The sequence below is a fragment of the Streptomyces sp. WAC06614 genome (assembly GCF_003949795.1).
Taxonomy (GTDB): domain Bacteria; phylum Actinomycetota; class Actinomycetes; order Streptomycetales; family Streptomycetaceae; genus Streptomyces.
This window is the reverse complement of the sequence record NZ_RPRY01000044.1, coordinates 1-14,584: the sequence shown is the minus strand read 5'-3', so window position 1 is coordinate 14,584 and position 14,584 is coordinate 1. Positions and strand designations below refer to the sequence as shown.

Below are 14,584 nucleotides of genomic sequence, written 5' to 3'. Positions count from 1 at the left end.
ATGCCGCTTTCCGTGTCCCTGAGCATCGAGGGCGACACCACCGTGATCGAGCTGGCCGGCGAGCTGGACGCCAACACCGCGCCCGACTTCCACCAGACCATCGAGAAGGCCGCCGGGCACGGCACCAGCACGGTGGAGATCCGGATGGCCGGCGTCGGCTACATGGCCAGCGCCGGACTGCGCTCCCTGGTCTTCGCCCAGCAGAAGGTGGCCGACCACGTCACCATCAAGGTCGTCGGCGCGATCGAGCCGGTCTCCCGGACCATCCGCACCGCCGGCCTGGACCGCAGCATCGTCCTCAGCGATGGCTGATCACCGCCGCCGCGGGGCCGGTACGACGGAGCCCGCCGCAGGCGAGCTCCAGGTCCCGGCCTCGCTCGGTTCGCTCGCCGCCATCGCCTCGTTCGTCCAGGCGGTGGCGGGGCGGGCCGGGCTCGACAAGCACGCCTCGTACCGGCTGAGGCTGGCCGTGGACGAGCTGGCGACGAACATCGTGACGCACGGCTACCGGGGCGGCGCCGGACGGATCACCGTCCGCGGCCGCGCCGGGGCCGGGCGGGCGAGGATCGTCGTCGAGGACAGCGCGCCCGCCTTCGACCCGGTGGCCGGGTGCCTGTCCCCGCCCGCCGACGTCCCGCCCGAGCGGCGGCGCATCGGCGGCCTGGGCATCCACCTGGCCCTGACGAGCGTGGACGAGTTCAGCTACGTACGCCGCGACGGCCTGAACATCAGCACGCTGACCGTAAAGGCTGAGGGGACGGACCCATGCCTTCCACGACCGTGATCGTCCTCGGCGACCACCCGCCGCCCGAGGCCCTGCTGTCCGCCCTGCACTCCATGGACGCGGAACTCGTCACCGGCACCCTCGCCGGGCTGCTCTCCGGCCCCGTCGAGCACCTGCCCGAGGCCGATGTGCTGCTCGCTCCGGCCGAGGTGCCGGGGGAGTCCGTCCGCGCCGCCGTACGCCGGCTGCGCCGCTGGGCCGGCGCGCCCATCGTGGTGGTGTGGACCGTCGCCGACTTCGCCTCCCTGGAGGCGCACGTCCGCCTCGGCCACGACTACCTCGTCCCGCCGTTCCTGCCCGCCCTGGTCTCCGCCCGGCTGCTGAGCTGTTCCGAGCGCGCCGAACTGGGCCGCACCCTGCAGGAGGCCGACGCACGGGCCGCCCTCGTGAGCTACGAGAAGGAGCTGGAGATCGGCCGGGAGATCCAGGCCGGGTTCCTGCCCGAGGCGCTCCCGGTGCCCGACGGCTGGGAGATCGACGTCCGGTTCCGGCCCGCCCGCCAGGTCGCCGGCGACTTCTACGACGTCTTCGAGCTGGTCCACCGGCGCCGGCTCGCCCTGGTCGTCGCCGACGTCTGCGACAAGGGAGTGGGCTCGGCCCTGTTCATGGCCCTGATCCGGTCCCTGCTGCGGCACACCGCCGAACAGAGCGGCCTGCAGCACCTGGTGGCCGCCGGCCGGGCCGGCAGCAGCCGGCGCATCCCGGTGGTCGGCGCCACCCCCCTGCTCAACGCGGTCACCGCCACCAACGGCTACCTCACCCGCAACCACCTGCGCCAGGGCTACTTCGCCACCCTGTTCTTCGGCGTGCTCGACCCGGTCACCGGAAGCCTGGTCTACATCAACGGCGGCCACAACCCGCCGCTGCTGCTCGACGCGGACGGCGGCCGGCCGGTGGCGCTGGACGTCACCGGCCCGGCCGTCGGGGTGCTGCCCGACTGCGTCTACACCCTCGGGTACGCCCAGCTCAACCCGGGCGACACCCTCTTCGTCTTCACCGACGGAGTGCCGGAGGCACGCTGCCCCGACGGCAGCTTCCTCGGTGACGACCACATGCTCGAACTGCTCGCCCTGCCCCCGTCCGCACCCCCGCGGACCGGCAAGGACGTGCTGGACGTGATGGACACGGCGGTCCGCCGGCACACCGGCACCGCCGAACAGCACGACGACGTGACCATGCTGGCCCTGCACCGGCCACGTGCGGCGCGGGGGCCGCACGCGGGCCGGCGGGCGGTGGCCTGATGGCCCGGACCATCGTGGTGCACTCGCACCGCGGCGGCACCGGCAAGTCGACGGTGCTCGCCAATCTCGCGCTGCTGCTGGCCGCCGGCGGCCGCCGGGTGGGCGTCGTCGACACCGACATCCAGTCGCCCACCCTCGACCTGCTGTTCCGGCTGCCGCCCGGCGAGGGATCGCTCACCGACTACCTGCTCGGCCGGTGCGAGATCGAGACCGCCGTGCAGCGGGCCGCGCCGGGGCTGTACGTGGTCCCGGCCCGGACCGGCACCAAGGCACTGAGGGAGATCATGGCGACCGGGTACGACGTGGGGCTGCTGCCGGAAGGCTTCGACCGGCTGGCCCGGACCTACGTCCTGGACGATCTGCTGCTCGACACCCATGCGGGCCTCAACAACGAGACCGTGGCGGCCATGGCGAGCGCCGACACCCTGGTCATCATGGCCCGGGCCGACCGGATCGACCTGTCCGGCGTCGAGGAGAGCATCGCCCTGGCCGGACGGCTCCCCTGCCGCCGGACCCTGGTGATGTGCATGGCCCCGGCCGGGATCGACCGCGACCGGGTCCGCCGGCTCGCCGAGGAGGTCTACGGCACGCCCCTGGCCGGAATCCTTCCGTACGCACCCGAAATGGCCGCTCTGTACGGCGAACGCATATTCGCGGAAGCCCATCCCGACCACCCCCTGGTCGAGGAATTCCGCACCATCATCTCCGCACTCGACGCACGTGACGAAGTATCGCGTGCCTGACGTCACCCCCCTTACACGCCCCGGGCCGGGCGTGTTGAATCGGCAGCGAATCCAGAAACAAGGAGAACGGTCATGAAGATTCTCGTCGTCATGACGGCCAAGGCCACCCTCCACCTGCTGGACGGCGAAGAGCACCCCTCGGGATTCTGGGCCGAGGAATTCGTCGTCCCCTACACCCTCTTCACGGCCGCCGGCCACTCCGTGGACGTGGCGACGATCGGGGGACGCACCCCCACCGTCGACCGGACGAGCATCGACCCCCAGTTCCTCCAGTACGTCCGCCCCGAAGGATCCGACGACACCGACGCCGAGAACGCGGCCGACTACGTCCGCCTCATCGAGGAGACCCCCCAGCTCGCCCACCCCCTCGCCCTGGAGACCCTGGGCGAGAAGGACATCGCCGACTACGACGGCCTCTACATCAGCGGCGGCCACGGTGCGATCGGCGACCTGCCCAAGTCGGACGAACTGGCGCAGATCCTGCGCTGGGCCATCGCCCAGGACAAGCCGCTGGCCACCGTCTGCCACGGCCACACCGCACTGCTCTCCCTGCGCGACGGCGAGGGGCGGTGGCCGTTCGAGGGCTACCGGATGACGGCGTTCTCGCACGCCGAGGAACTGGTCACCAACATGGCCGGCCGGCTCCCGTTCATCCTGGAGGTCGAACTGACCAGACTCGGCGCCCGGTTCGAGAAGGCCGACGCGATCTGGGACTCGCACGTCGTGGTCGACCGCAACCTGACCACCGGTCAGAACCCCTACTCCTCCAAGGCCCTCGCCGAGACGTTCTTACGGCAGCTCGCGACGGGCTGACAACCCCCCGCACCCCCGACACCGGAAGGCAGCCATGACCAAGCTCGAGCTCCAGGGCTCGCCCCTGGCCAACCCCGGGAAGCTGTTCATCGACGGCGCGTGGGTCGACGCCCGCGACGGCCGCACCGAACCGGACCTCTCCCCGGTGGACGGCCAGGAGATCGTGCCCGTGGCCCAGGCGGCCGCGGCCGACGCCGACGCCGCGGTGGCCGCGGCCCGGCGGGCGTACGAGGAAGGGCCCTGGAGCAGACTCTCCGCGCAGGAACGGGCCCTGCGGCTGAACCGGGTCGGGGAACTGATCGAGCGCGACCTGGAGGAGATCGCCCTGCTGGAGACGGTGGACATGGGCAAGCCGTTCGCCTTCTCCAGCACGGTCGACGCCCCCATGGCCGCCCAGCTCATGCACTACTACGCCGGCGCGGTGACCCGGGTCGACGGCTCCTCCCGGGCGCCGGCGGGCGGACAGCTCGCCTACACGCTGCGCGAACCGCTGGGCGTGGTCTGCGCCATCACCCCGTTCAACTTCCCGCTGCTGCTGTCGATGACGAAGATCGCACCGGCCCTGGCGGCGGGCAACACCGTGGTCCACAAGCCCTCCCCGGCCACCCCGCTCACCGCCCTGAAGATCGCCGAACTGTTCCAGGAGGCGGAGATCCCGGACGGCGTGCTCAACGTCCTGACCGGCCCCGGCGTCGAGCTGGGGGAGACCCTCACCGGCCATCCCGGCATCGACAAGATCGCCTTCACCGGTTCCACCGCCGTCGGCCAGTCCATCATCCGCCGGACCGCCGACACCCTGAAGAAGGTCACGATGGAACTCGGCGGCAAGTCCGCCAACATCGTCTTCGCCGACGCCGACCTCGACGCCGCCGAGGAACTGGCCTTCTTCGGCATCTACTACAACAAGGGCGAGATCTGCACCGCCGGCTCCCGCCTGCTCCTCCAGCGCCCGGTCCACGACGAGCTGGTCGAACGCCTCGTGGCCCGCGCCGCGGCCCTGCGGCCCGGCGACCCGCGCGACCCCGCGACCCTGTTCGGGCCGCTCGCCCACCGCGGGCAGTTCGAGAAGGTCAGCTCCTACATCGAGATCGGCCAGAAGGAAGGCGCCACCCTGCGCGTCGGCGGCACCGGCTGGACCCCGGAAGGCGCCTCCGCCGAGGGCCTGTACTTCCTCCCCACGATCTTCACCGGGGTCGACAACGGCATGCGGATCGCCCAGGAGGAGATCTTCGGACCGGTCCTGTCCATCATCCCGTTCGACACCGAGGAGGACGCCGTACGCCTCGCCAACGACAGTGCGTACGGCCTCGCCGCGGGCGTGCACACCAAGGACCTGCGCCGGGCCCACCGGGTCGCGTCGCAGATCAAGGCCGGCACCGTCTGGGTCAACTGCTACAACCAGTACGACCCGGCCGTGCCCTACGGCGGCTACAAGGCCTCCGGCTTCGGCCGCGAGTGCGGTCCCGAATCCCTGGAGAGCTACACCCAGACCAAGTCGGTCTGGATCGGCATGGACTAGCGCGCGCCCCGGCGCGCCGCACCACATCTGAGGAGAGCCATGACCCTGGGCATCATCGGCACCGGGCGCATCGGATCGACCCTGGCCAGGATCCTGGTGGCCGCGGGCCGGCCGGTCGTCCTGGCCAACGCGCGCGGCCCGCACACCCTCGCCCCGCTGGTGGCCGAGTTGGGCCCCGCCGCCCGGGCGGCGACGGCCGACGAGGCCGCGGACCGGGCGGACGTCCTGGTGCTGATGGTGCCCTTCGACGGCGGCCCCGGGCTGCTGCCGGCCGCGGCCGTCCACGGCAAGGTGGTGGTGGACGCCATGAACGCCTTCGGCCCCGGCGGGGTGCCCCGCGACCTCGGCGGCCGGGCCTCCAGCGAATTGGTCGCCGAATGGTATCCGGACGCCCGCGTGGTGAAATCCCTCAACACCATGCATTTCGAGACGCTGGCCGTGGCCGGAAAGGCGCCGGGGGAGCGGCTCGCCCATTACGTGGCGGGCGACGACGCCAAGGCCAAGGAAATCGTCGCGGAAATCCTCACCGACCTCGGATTCGCCGCCGTGGACACCGGATCGCTGCACGCCGGTGGAATTCTCCAGCAGCCCGGCGGGCCGCTGTTCAACCGTCCGCTCACGGAAGCGCAGGCATGGGAATGGATCTCTCGCTGAACGTCAACGGTTCCGCCCGGCGGTTCTCCGCCGACCCGGGCGAACTCCTGGTCGAACGGCTGCGCGACGGACTCGGGCTCACCGGGACCAAGGTCGGCTGCGACACCGGGCAGTGCGGCACCTGCGTGGTCCGGCTCGACGGCAGGTCCGTCAAGAGCTGCCTGGTGCTGACCGCCTCCGCGGCCGGCTCCGAGGTCACCACCGTCGAGGGGCTCACCTCCGTCGGCGGCGACCTCACCCCCCTTCAGGAGGCCCTGCGCCAGGAGCACGCCACCCAGTGCGGCTTCTGCACCCCCGGCATGGTCATGGCGCTCGGCGAACTCGTCGACCGCGCCACCGCCGACGGCGCCGCCCCCAGCGAGCCCGAGATCCGCGAATGGCTCACCGGCAACCTGTGCCGCTGCACCGGCTACCACAGCGTCGTCCGCGGCGTCCAGCGCGCCTGCGCACCGAGACAGGAGGGGTGAGCGCCATGACCACAGCGACGGGGGAGCACCGCGTCCTCGGCCGACCGCTGGACAGCAGGGAGGACCCGCAACTGCTGCGCGGCGAGGCCAGGTACGTCGCCGACATCGACCTGCCCGGCACCGCCCACATGGCCATCCTCGGCAGCGACCGGGCCCACGCCCGGATCCTCTCCATCGACACCCGGGCCGCCGAGGCCATGCCCGGCGTCCTGAAGGTGGCCACGGCCACGGACTTCGCCGACGTGATGCCGCTGCCCTGCATCTGGGTCCCCGGCGGGGTCGAGAGCCACTTCCCGCCCCACCCCTACGGACTGCCGGGCGCCCGCCCGGTGCTCACCGGCGACACCGTCCGGCACGTCGGCGACCCGGTCGCCGTGGTCGTCGCCGAGACCCCGCGCCAGGCCGCCGCCGCGCTCGCCGCCGTGCAGGTGGAGTACGAGCCGCTGCCCGTGGTCACCCGCGCCGACCACGCCCTGGAACCCGGCGCGCCCCAGCTCCACGACGCCGTGCCCGGCAACCTCAACGCGTACTGGACCTGCGGGGACAAGGACCGTACCGACGCCGCGATCGCCGCCGCCGAGGTCACCGTCTCGCTGGACCTGGTCAACCAGCGGACCATCAACAGCCCCATCGAGCCCCGCGGCGCCGTCGGCGACTACGACGCCGCCACCGGGGAGTACACCCTGTACGCCTCCACCCAGGGCCCGCACAACCACCGCTTCCTGCTGGCCGCCCTGGTCCTCGGCATCCCCTTCAACAAGCTCCGGGTGATCGCCCCGACCGTCGGCGGCAGTTTCGGCACCAAGGGCTACCTGTACCCCGACATGGCGCTGGTGCTGCTGCTGTCCAAGGCGCTGGGCCGGCCGGTGAAGTGGGTCGACACCCGCACCGGCCTGATGAACTCCACCGTCCAGGGCCGCGACCACCGCCAGCACGTCACCCTCGCCGGTACCCGTGACGGCCGGATCACCGCCGTCCGCTGCACCAGCTACGCCAACCTCGGCGCGTACCCCTCCACCATCGGACCCGGTGTCGCCACCGCCCTCATGGGCCGCTCCATCACCGGCATGTACGCCGTCGACGCCGCGTTCTGCGAGGTCTACGCCGCCTTCACCAACACCGTCCCGCTCGGCGCCCAGCGCGGCAGCGGCCGCGCCGAGGCCGCCTTCCTGATGGAACGGCTGGTCGACCGGTACGCGGGCGAGATCGGCATGGACCCCGCCGAGGTCCGCCGCCGCAACCTGGTCCCGGCCGAGAAGTTCCCGTACGACAACGGCCTCGGCTGGACCTACGACTCCGGCAACTACCGGGAGAACTTCGACAAGGCCCTGGAACTGTCCGGCTACGCCGACATGCCCGCCCGCAAGGCCGAGGCCCGCACCCGCGGCAAGCGGCTCGGTGTCGGCCTGGCCACCTACGTCGCCATCTGCGGCGTCGGCCCCTCCACCCGGATGTCCCAGGAGGGCATGCTCGGCGGCACCTGGGAGAGCGCCAACATCCGCATCCACCCCACCGGCGAGGTCACCGTCACCATCGGCTCCGCCTCCACCGGGCAGAGCCACCGGACCGTCTTCGCCCAGGTCGCCGCGGACGAGCTGGGCATCGACCCGGAGCAGGTGCAGGTGTACCAGGGCGACACCCTCAAGGCCCCGTACGGCCAGGGCACGTACGGCTCGCGCTCGTACAGCATGGCCGCGCCCGCCGTGGCGCTGACCGCCCGCAAGCTCAAGGCCAAGCTGGTCCGGGCCGGCGCGGTGTTCCTCGGCGTCCCCGAGGACAAGGTCGTCTACGCCGACGGCGGGGTCCACGAGGTGGGCAACCCGGAGAACGCCAAGACCTTCTCCGAACTGGCCATGGCCCTGTGGTACGGCTGGGGACTGCCCCCGGACATCGAACCGGCCCTCGACGAGACCACCCACTTCGACCCGCCGGACTTCAACTACCCCTTCGGCACCCATGTCGCCGTCGTCGAGATCGACGAACTCACCGGCGAGACCGAGGTGGTGGCCTACACGGCCGTCGACGACGCCGGGAACATCGGCAACCCCCGGATCGTGCAGGGCCAGATCGAGGGCAGCATCCTGCACGGCCTCGGCCAGGCGCTGATGGAGGCCGCCGTCTACGACACCGACGGCAGGCTGCTGACCTCCGACCTCACCCGGTACGCCCTGCCGCGCGCCGCCGACGCCCCCTTCTACCGGCTCGACCGGACCGTCACGCCCACCCCGCACAACCCGCTGGGCGCCAAGGGCGCCGGTGAGATCGCCACGGTGCCGCCCGCCGCCGCCGTCACCAACGCGGTGGTCGACGCCCTGTCCGACCTGGGGGTCCGGCACATCGACATGCCCCTCACCCCGGAGAAGGTCTGGCGCCGCCTGCGAGGAGAAGACCAGTGATCATCGGCGAACTCGACTACGTACGGCCCGCCGGCCTCACCGAGGCCCTCGCCCTGCTCGCCGGCCCCGGCGCCCGGATCCTCGCCGGCGGCCAGAGCCTGCTGCCCGACCTGCGCGCCGGCACCGACCGGGCCCGGCTGCTGATCGACGTCCGCCGGCTGGCCGAGCTGCGCGGCATCACCCCGACCGGGGGCGGCGGGCTGCGGATCGGCGCGGCCACCCCGCTCGCCGAGCTCGCCACCGACCCGGCGGTCCTGGCCGGGGCGCCCGAACTGGCCGCCGCCGCCCGGGCCAACGGCGACCCGCAGGTACGCAACCTCGGCACCGCCGGCGGCAACCTGGTGGCCACCGGCCGGCCCACCGACCTGCCCGTCGCCGCGCTCGTCGCCGGGGCCCGCGCCGAACTGGCCGGACCCGACGGGCGCACCACCGTCACCACCGAGGAACTGCTGACGGCCGGCGTCCCGGCCGGCAGCATCCTCACCGCCCTGCTGGTCCCGGGCGGCGGCCCGGCCGCGGCGTTCGAGAAGACCGCCGACCGCGCCAGCCGCTACCCGGTCTGCGCCGCCGCCGTCCGGATCACCCCGGACGGCGTGCGGATCGCCGTCACCGGCGCCACCGCCCGCCCGCTGCGGCTGTACGACGTCGAGCAGCGGCTCGGCGCGGGCGGCGGGCACCGCACCGAGGCCGTCCTCGCGGCCTTCCGCGCCGAGCCCCGGTCGCTGTTCGTACCGGGCCGCGGCACCTCGGCCGAGTACCTCGGGCACCTCGCGGGCGTGCTCACCGCCCGTGCGCTGGCCCGGGCCGCGGCGGCCCTCGCCTGACCGCCTTCCACCGGAGGGAACGCAGTGTCATCCAAGACGACCACGGGAGCCGCGGTGCCACCGGCCTACGGGACGACGGGCGCGGCCAGAGGCTCCGGCTTCTGGGTGGTCGGCGCGGTCCTGGTGCTGCTGATGCTCTCCTCCTCCGTACCGTCCGCCCTCTACGTGCTCTACCAGCAGCGCTGGGACCTGTCCTCCGGCGCGGTCACCGTGGTGTTCGCCGTGTACGCGGTGACCGTGCTGGCCGGGCTGCTGCTGTTCGGCTCGCTCTCCGACACCCTCGGCCGGCGGCCCGTGCTCGGCGCGTCCCTGGTCCTGGCGATGGTTTCCATGGCCCTGTTCGCCGGGGCGCAGGGCCTGATCCTGCTGCTGGCCGCCCGCGCCGTGCAGGGGCTCGCCGTGGGCCTGGCCACCGGTGCGATGGGCGCCGCACTGCTGGAGCTCAGCCCGCGGTCCCGGCCCGCGCTGGGCGCCCAGGTCAACAGCGCGGGCCCGACCGTCGGCATCGGCCTCGGCGGCCTCGGGGCCGGACTGCTCGTCCAGTACGCCCCCGCCCCCACCGCGCTCAGCTATCTGCTGCTGGTCGGGGCGTTCGCGGTGGCCCTGGTGGGGGTGGTCCGGATGCGTGAGAGCGCCCCCGGCGCCGGCGGGCGGTGGAAGGTGGCCCCGCACCGGATCCGGGTCCCGGCGCCGGTGCGCCGCCGGTTCGCCGTCCTGGTGCTCACCATCGTCGCCGTCTGGTCGGTCGGCGGCTTCTACCTGTCACTGGGCCCGCATCTGGCGCTGTCCCTGCTGCGGAGCACCAACTACCTGGTGGGCGGAGCCACCGTCGCCCTGCTCGCGGGCGCCGCCACCACCGCGCAGCTCCTCCTGGGCCGCACCCCGCCCCTGCGCACCGCCCTGCTGGGACTGACCGGGTTGATCGCCGGGCTGGGCCTGGTGCTGCTGTCCCTCGGGCTGCGGTCGGCCCCGGTCTTCCTCGGGGCCACCGCCGTGCTCGGGGCCGGCTGGGGCGCGGCGTTCCTCGGGTCCTTCCGGGCCCTGAGCGCGCTCGCCACCCCGGAGCACCGCGGCGAACTGACCGCCGCCGTCTACGTGTTCGCCTACCTCGCGATGAGCGTGCCCGCCGTGCTGGCCGGAGTGCTCACCGGCGTCCACGGGCTGCACCGCACCTCGGTCGGCTTCATGGCCGCCGTCGCCGCGGTGTGCGCCGTGGCCCTGCTGGTGACCCTGCGGCTGGCCCGGCGGACCCCGGCCGAAGGGAGCCCGGCATGACCCTGTCCGACACCACCGGGGCCGCGGGGGGCGGCCCGGAACTGCGCAAGGCCCTGCACGGGCTGGAGATCTTCGCCGGTCTCACCGAGGAGCAGCTCGACTGGCTGGTCTCGGTGTCCGAGCCCCGGGTGCTGCCCGACGGCGCCGTGCTCTTCCGCGACGGGGAGGAGGCCACCGGCTTCCACGTGCTCCTCGACGGCGGGCTCGTGGTCACCAAGGTGGTCGACGGCCGCGAGGAGGTCCTCACCCGGCACTCCACCGGCGGCGTGGACGAGGACCACGACGGCAAACCCTCCGCGGCCCACCGCTTCACCGGCGAACTGCCGCTGCTGACCGACGGCGCGTACGTCGCCACGGCCGCGGCCAGCGGCCCGGCGACCACCGTGGTCACCTACGCCCGGCCGGTCTTCTTCGAGATGCTCACCCGGTGCCAGGGGGTCGCGGCCGTGCTGCTGCCCGTCCTGGCCTGGCGGATCAAGTCCTCCGAGGTGCAGGCCCGCAAGCGGGCCACCGTCGAGGCGCTCGGCACCCTGGCCGCGGGCCTCGCGCACGAGCTGAACAACCCGGCGGCGGCCGTCGCCCGGGCCGCCCAGGAGCTCGGGCCCGCCCTGGACCTGCTCACCCGGACCGCGCAGTCCTGGGGAGCGGCGGCCGGGGACGCCCAGCGCGCCGTCCTGGACCGGCTCGCCGACGAGCTGGAGAAGGTGCCGCCGCCGGCCACCACCGACCCCCTGGCCCAGGCCGACGCCGAGGAGGAGATCACCGACTGGGCCGATGAGGCCGGCGCCGCGCGCCCCGGCCCGCTCGGCGCGGTCGTCGCCGACCTCGGTCTGGAACTGGGCTGGCTGCTGGAGCGGCTCGAAGGCGTCACCGAGGCCGCTCTGCCCGCCGCCCTGGACCATCTCGCGGCCCTGCTGGAGGCCCGGGCGCTGGCGGCCGAGCTCCGGGCGGCCGGCCCGCGGATCTCCCAACTGGTGGCGGCCACGAGGGATTACGCCAATCTCGACCGCGCGCCCGAACAGCGCTTCGCGGTCACCGACGGCCTGGAGAACACCCTGGTGGTGCTCCGCGCCAAGCTGACCGGGATCGGCATCGTCCGCGACTACGCGCCCGACCTGCCCGAACTGACCGGATATCCAAGCGAGTTGAACCAGGTGTGGACGAACCTGGTCGACAACGCGGCCGAGGCCATGGAGGGTTCCGGGACCCTCACCCTGCGCGTGCACACCGAGGGCACCTGCATGGTCGTCGAGATCACCGACACCGGCCGCGGCATCCCCGAGGGCGTCCTGCCGCGCATCTTCGAGCCCTTCTACACGACCAAGGACGTCGGCAAGGGCACCGGGCTCGGACTGCACCTCAGCTACCGGATCGTCACGCAGCGGCACCGGGGCTCGATCACCGCCCGCTCCGTGCCCGGAACGACCCGGATGACCGTCCGGCTGCCCCTGGCCTCCCGCTGACCCGTTCCGACCGACCCATCCACCGAGGAGAAGGAGTCGTCATGGCCACGTACGACATCGCGAAGCTGCACCCGGTCTTCGTCCGCCAGATGGAGGCCCTCGCGGCCCTCGACATCGACGCGGTGATGAAGAACTACACGGAGGACGCCGTACTCCTGCGGTACGAGGGCGTCTCCGTCGGCATCGACGCCGTTCGCGAGACGTTCACCGGCTATCTCACCCTCAAGCCCGCCCTCGTCGAACTCCAGCAGTACGTCGAGACCGAGGACACGATCTTCTACCGGGCGATCATGAACCTCAACGGCGAGCCGGAGCACGCATTCGGGACACTCGTCGTCCGCGATGGCCGGATCTGGCGCCAGACGGCCGGCTTCGGAAGCTGACCGGAAGCCCACCGGCGATATCCGGGTAGCGTGTGCGGGGAGGGCGGGGGAAGCGCCCTCCCCGCTGGCGTCCGAGACGTCCGAGACGAAGGGGAGGACATGGAATCGGAGACCGGCCGGATCGAGGCCTTCAGCGACGGTGTATTCGCCATCGTCATCACGATTCTGGTCCTGGAGATCAAAGTGCCCGAGGAGAAGGGAACCGAGCTCTGGCACGGATTATGGGAACAATGGCCGCACTATGCGGCGTACGTGGTGAGTTTCCTCATCATCGGCGTCATGTGGGTCAACCACCACACCATCTTCGTTCATCTGAAGAAGGTAGACCGGCCGCTGATGTTCCTGAATCTCCTGGTGCTGATGGTGGTGTCGGTGATTCCCTGGACCACGTCGGTCCTGGCCGAGAACCTCACCGACGCGGATTCGGCCAACATCGCCGCCATCCTCTACAGCTCCTGGACCGTGGTCTACGCCCTGGCGTTCCTGGCCCTGTGGTGGCACGTGACCCGGGAAGGACACCTGTTCCACGACAAGGTCGACAAGGACGGCGCCCGCGCCACACGGATGCGCTTCGGTCTCGGCGCCATCGCCTATCCCTGTACCGTCGTCCTGTCCCTATTCTCCGCGCCCCTCACCCTCGCGGCACATTTTCTGATCGCCATCTACTACGCGGCGAACCAGATCCCGATCCCTCTCGTGGTAGAGGAAGAGCGGCTCGAATCTGACAGCGACCTCAGGAAGTAGCCGCCGGCCCCTACGGGCGTTCCTGCCGGTCAAGTAGGGTGTCGGATCCAGCTCTGGTCGCGGGGGAGGCGAACATGGCTCGCGCAGTCATGCAGGAGGAATCCAGCAAGGAAATCTCCGAGTCGATCGACGCACTGATTTCACTGTTCTTCGAATCCTTACCCCGGCGGGACCAGCGAAACTGGGCCCGCGTATATCTCGACGGCCTCGTCCGCACCACCGGGAAAAAGACCATCCGCAACATCGCCGGCACCGGCGCCAGTTCCGTCGAGCAGAGCCTGCAGCAGTTCATCAGCAAGTCTCCGTGGGACTGGACGCCCGTCCGCCGCTCCCTCGCCCAGCACCTCGAACGGACCGCCCAGCGCCCGCTGGCCTGGGTGGTCCAGCCCATGGTCATCGAGAAGGCCGGCGACCGCTCGGTCGGGGTCGGCCGCCAGTTCGTCCCCCAGCTCGGCCGCACCGCCAACTGTCAGCAGGCCAGCGGGATATGGCTGGCCTCCAGCGAGGCGAGCTTTCCCGTCGAATGGACCCTGACCCTGCCCGCCCCCTGGACCGGCGAACTGCTGCGCCGCCGCCGGGCGGGCATCCCCGACACCGCCCGGTCCCAGACCCCCGCCCAGGACGCCGTGCACGCCGTCCAGCGGATGGCCGCGCACTGGCAGCTCCAGCGCCGGCCCGTGGTGATGGAGGCGGCCAACACCGACATCCCCCAGTGCGTGGAGTCCCTCGCCCTGCACGACATCCCCTTCGTGCTCAAGGTCGACGGCTCCCTGCCGGTCTCCTTCGGCGGCGGCCGCCACAAGCCCGGACCGCACACCGCCGCCGCCCGCGAACTCATCGACTCCCTGCGCTCCCAGCGCCGGGTCGTCGAATGGACCCGGCACGGACGCGCCGAGGGCGCCGTCACCCTGCTCACCTCCGCCCCGGTCCTGACCACCGGAGCCGAGGACCGGCCCGCGCCCGTGCCGCCCACCCCGCTGCTGCTCGTCGGCGCCTGGACCGAAACCGCCCTGCTGCCCTCCGAGTTCTGGCTCACCAACATCGTCGACCGGCCGCTCGCCCAGCTCTTCCTGCTCGCCAAGCTCACCGACCGGGTCGCCCTGGACTTCACCGAGGTCTGCGAACCCGCCGGCATCCGTGACTTCGAGGGCCGTTCCTTCCGCGGGTGGCACCACCACGTCACCCTCGCCAGCGTCGCCCACGCCGCGACCCTGATCGGCTCCCGGGGCCGGGCCGCCACCGGCGGACCGTACGCCGCCGCCCGCCACGCCCCCGCCC

The 14,584-nt window shown here is 72.3% G+C and carries 15 protein-coding genes; all 15 read left to right on the top strand.

The genetic code is table 11. The features are described 5' to 3' along the window. Positions 1–312: an STAS domain-containing protein gene (locus EF918_RS09095; protein WP_125643551.1), complete on the top strand. Its 312-nt coding sequence runs from the start codon at positions 1–3 to the stop codon at positions 310–312. Further along, entirely contained in the window at positions 305–784 is a 480-nt protein-coding gene (locus tag EF918_RS09090) for an ATP-binding protein (RefSeq protein WP_125643549.1), read from the top strand. Before EF918_RS09095 ends, EF918_RS09090 begins: the two co-directional genes overlap by 8 nt. Beyond that, on the top strand, positions 766–2,025 hold the full coding sequence (locus EF918_RS09085) for a PP2C family protein-serine/threonine phosphatase (protein ID WP_125643547.1): 1,260 nt from the start codon (positions 766–768) through the stop codon (positions 2,023–2,025). Before EF918_RS09090 ends, EF918_RS09085 begins: the two co-directional genes overlap by 19 nt. Next, positions 2,025–2,768: a MinD/ParA family protein gene (locus tag EF918_RS09080; protein WP_125643545.1), complete on the top strand. Its 744-nt coding sequence runs from the start codon at positions 2,025–2,027 to the stop codon at positions 2,766–2,768. The genes EF918_RS09085 and EF918_RS09080 overlap by 1 nt, the downstream gene beginning before the upstream one ends. A 72-nt stretch (positions 2,769–2,840) precedes the next feature. Beyond that, positions 2,841–3,581 carry a type 1 glutamine amidotransferase domain-containing protein gene (locus tag EF918_RS09075; RefSeq protein ID WP_125643543.1) on the top strand — a complete coding sequence of 247 codons (741 nt, stop codon included), beginning with the start codon at positions 2,841–2,843 and terminating at the stop codon, positions 3,579–3,581. 34 nt (positions 3,582–3,615) lie between these two features. Further along, positions 3,616–5,100: an aldehyde dehydrogenase gene (locus EF918_RS09070; RefSeq protein ID WP_125643540.1), complete on the top strand. Its 1,485-nt coding sequence runs from the start codon at positions 3,616–3,618 to the stop codon at positions 5,098–5,100. A 39-nt stretch (positions 5,101–5,139) separates the two neighbouring features. Beyond that, a complete protein-coding gene (locus EF918_RS09065) occupies positions 5,140–5,754 on the top strand; it encodes an NADPH-dependent F420 reductase (RefSeq protein WP_125643538.1) in 615 nt (204 codons plus the stop codon). Next, positions 5,739–6,221, top strand: a complete 483-nt coding sequence (locus EF918_RS09060) for a (2Fe-2S)-binding protein (RefSeq protein ID WP_221889695.1) — start codon at positions 5,739–5,741, stop codon at positions 6,219–6,221. The genes EF918_RS09065 and EF918_RS09060 overlap by 16 nt, the downstream gene beginning before the upstream one ends. Before the next feature lie 5 nt (positions 6,222–6,226). Next, a complete protein-coding gene (locus EF918_RS09055) occupies positions 6,227–8,617 on the top strand; it encodes a xanthine dehydrogenase family protein molybdopterin-binding subunit (RefSeq protein ID WP_125643534.1) in 2,391 nt (796 codons plus the stop codon). Next, a complete protein-coding gene (locus EF918_RS09050; protein ID WP_125643532.1) occupies positions 8,614–9,441 on the top strand; it encodes a xanthine dehydrogenase family protein subunit M in 828 nt (275 codons plus the stop codon). Before EF918_RS09055 ends, EF918_RS09050 begins: the two co-directional genes overlap by 4 nt. A gap of 24 nt (positions 9,442–9,465) precedes the next feature. Next, a complete protein-coding gene (locus EF918_RS09045) occupies positions 9,466–10,716 on the top strand; it encodes an MFS transporter (protein WP_125643530.1) in 1,251 nt (416 codons plus the stop codon). After that, complete coding sequence (locus EF918_RS09040) at positions 10,713–12,179, top strand: ATP-binding protein (RefSeq protein ID WP_125643528.1); 1,467 nt, start codon at positions 10,713–10,715, stop codon at positions 12,177–12,179. The genes EF918_RS09045 and EF918_RS09040 overlap by 4 nt, the downstream gene beginning before the upstream one ends. A gap of 41 nt (positions 12,180–12,220) precedes the next feature. Further along, positions 12,221–12,562 (top strand): nuclear transport factor 2 family protein, encoded by a 342-nt coding sequence (locus EF918_RS09035; protein ID WP_125643526.1) that lies wholly within the window; start codon positions 12,221–12,223, stop codon positions 12,560–12,562. A 99-nt stretch (positions 12,563–12,661) separates the two neighbouring features. Continuing rightward, entirely contained in the window at positions 12,662–13,306 is a 645-nt protein-coding gene (locus tag EF918_RS09030) for a TMEM175 family protein (protein WP_260610002.1), read from the top strand. A gap of 74 nt (positions 13,307–13,380) precedes the next feature. Then, positions 13,381–14,584 (top strand): transposase (locus tag EF918_RS09025; protein ID WP_148141223.1); only part of this gene is annotated, 1,204 nt, incomplete at its 3' end.

Excerpts from the sequence above, each read along its gene's own strand:
- EF918_RS09095 (WP_125643551.1), top strand. The coding sequence starts at position 1 with ATGCCGCTTTCCGTGTCCCTGAGCATCGAGGGCGACACCACCGTGATC.
- EF918_RS09090 (WP_125643549.1), top strand. The coding sequence starts at position 305 with ATGGCTGATCACCGCCGCCGCGGGGCCGGTACGACGGAGCCCGCCGCA.
- EF918_RS09085 (WP_125643547.1), top strand. The coding sequence starts at position 766 with ATGCCTTCCACGACCGTGATCGTCCTCGGCGACCACCCGCCGCCCGAG.
- EF918_RS09080 (WP_125643545.1), top strand. The coding sequence starts at position 2,025 with ATGGCCCGGACCATCGTGGTGCACTCGCACCGCGGCGGCACCGGCAAG.
- EF918_RS09075 (WP_125643543.1), top strand. The coding sequence starts at position 2,841 with ATGAAGATTCTCGTCGTCATGACGGCCAAGGCCACCCTCCACCTGCTG.
- EF918_RS09070 (WP_125643540.1), top strand. The coding sequence starts at position 3,616 with ATGACCAAGCTCGAGCTCCAGGGCTCGCCCCTGGCCAACCCCGGGAAG.
- EF918_RS09065 (WP_125643538.1), top strand. The coding sequence starts at position 5,140 with ATGACCCTGGGCATCATCGGCACCGGGCGCATCGGATCGACCCTGGCC.
- EF918_RS09060 (WP_221889695.1), top strand. The coding sequence starts at position 5,739 with ATGGATCTCTCGCTGAACGTCAACGGTTCCGCCCGGCGGTTCTCCGCC.
- EF918_RS09055 (WP_125643534.1), top strand. The coding sequence starts at position 6,227 with ATGACCACAGCGACGGGGGAGCACCGCGTCCTCGGCCGACCGCTGGAC.
- EF918_RS09040 (WP_125643528.1), top strand. The coding sequence starts at position 10,713 with ATGACCCTGTCCGACACCACCGGGGCCGCGGGGGGCGGCCCGGAACTG.
- EF918_RS09035 (WP_125643526.1), top strand. The coding sequence starts at position 12,221 with ATGGCCACGTACGACATCGCGAAGCTGCACCCGGTCTTCGTCCGCCAG.
- EF918_RS09030 (WP_260610002.1), top strand. The coding sequence starts at position 12,662 with ATGGAATCGGAGACCGGCCGGATCGAGGCCTTCAGCGACGGTGTATTC.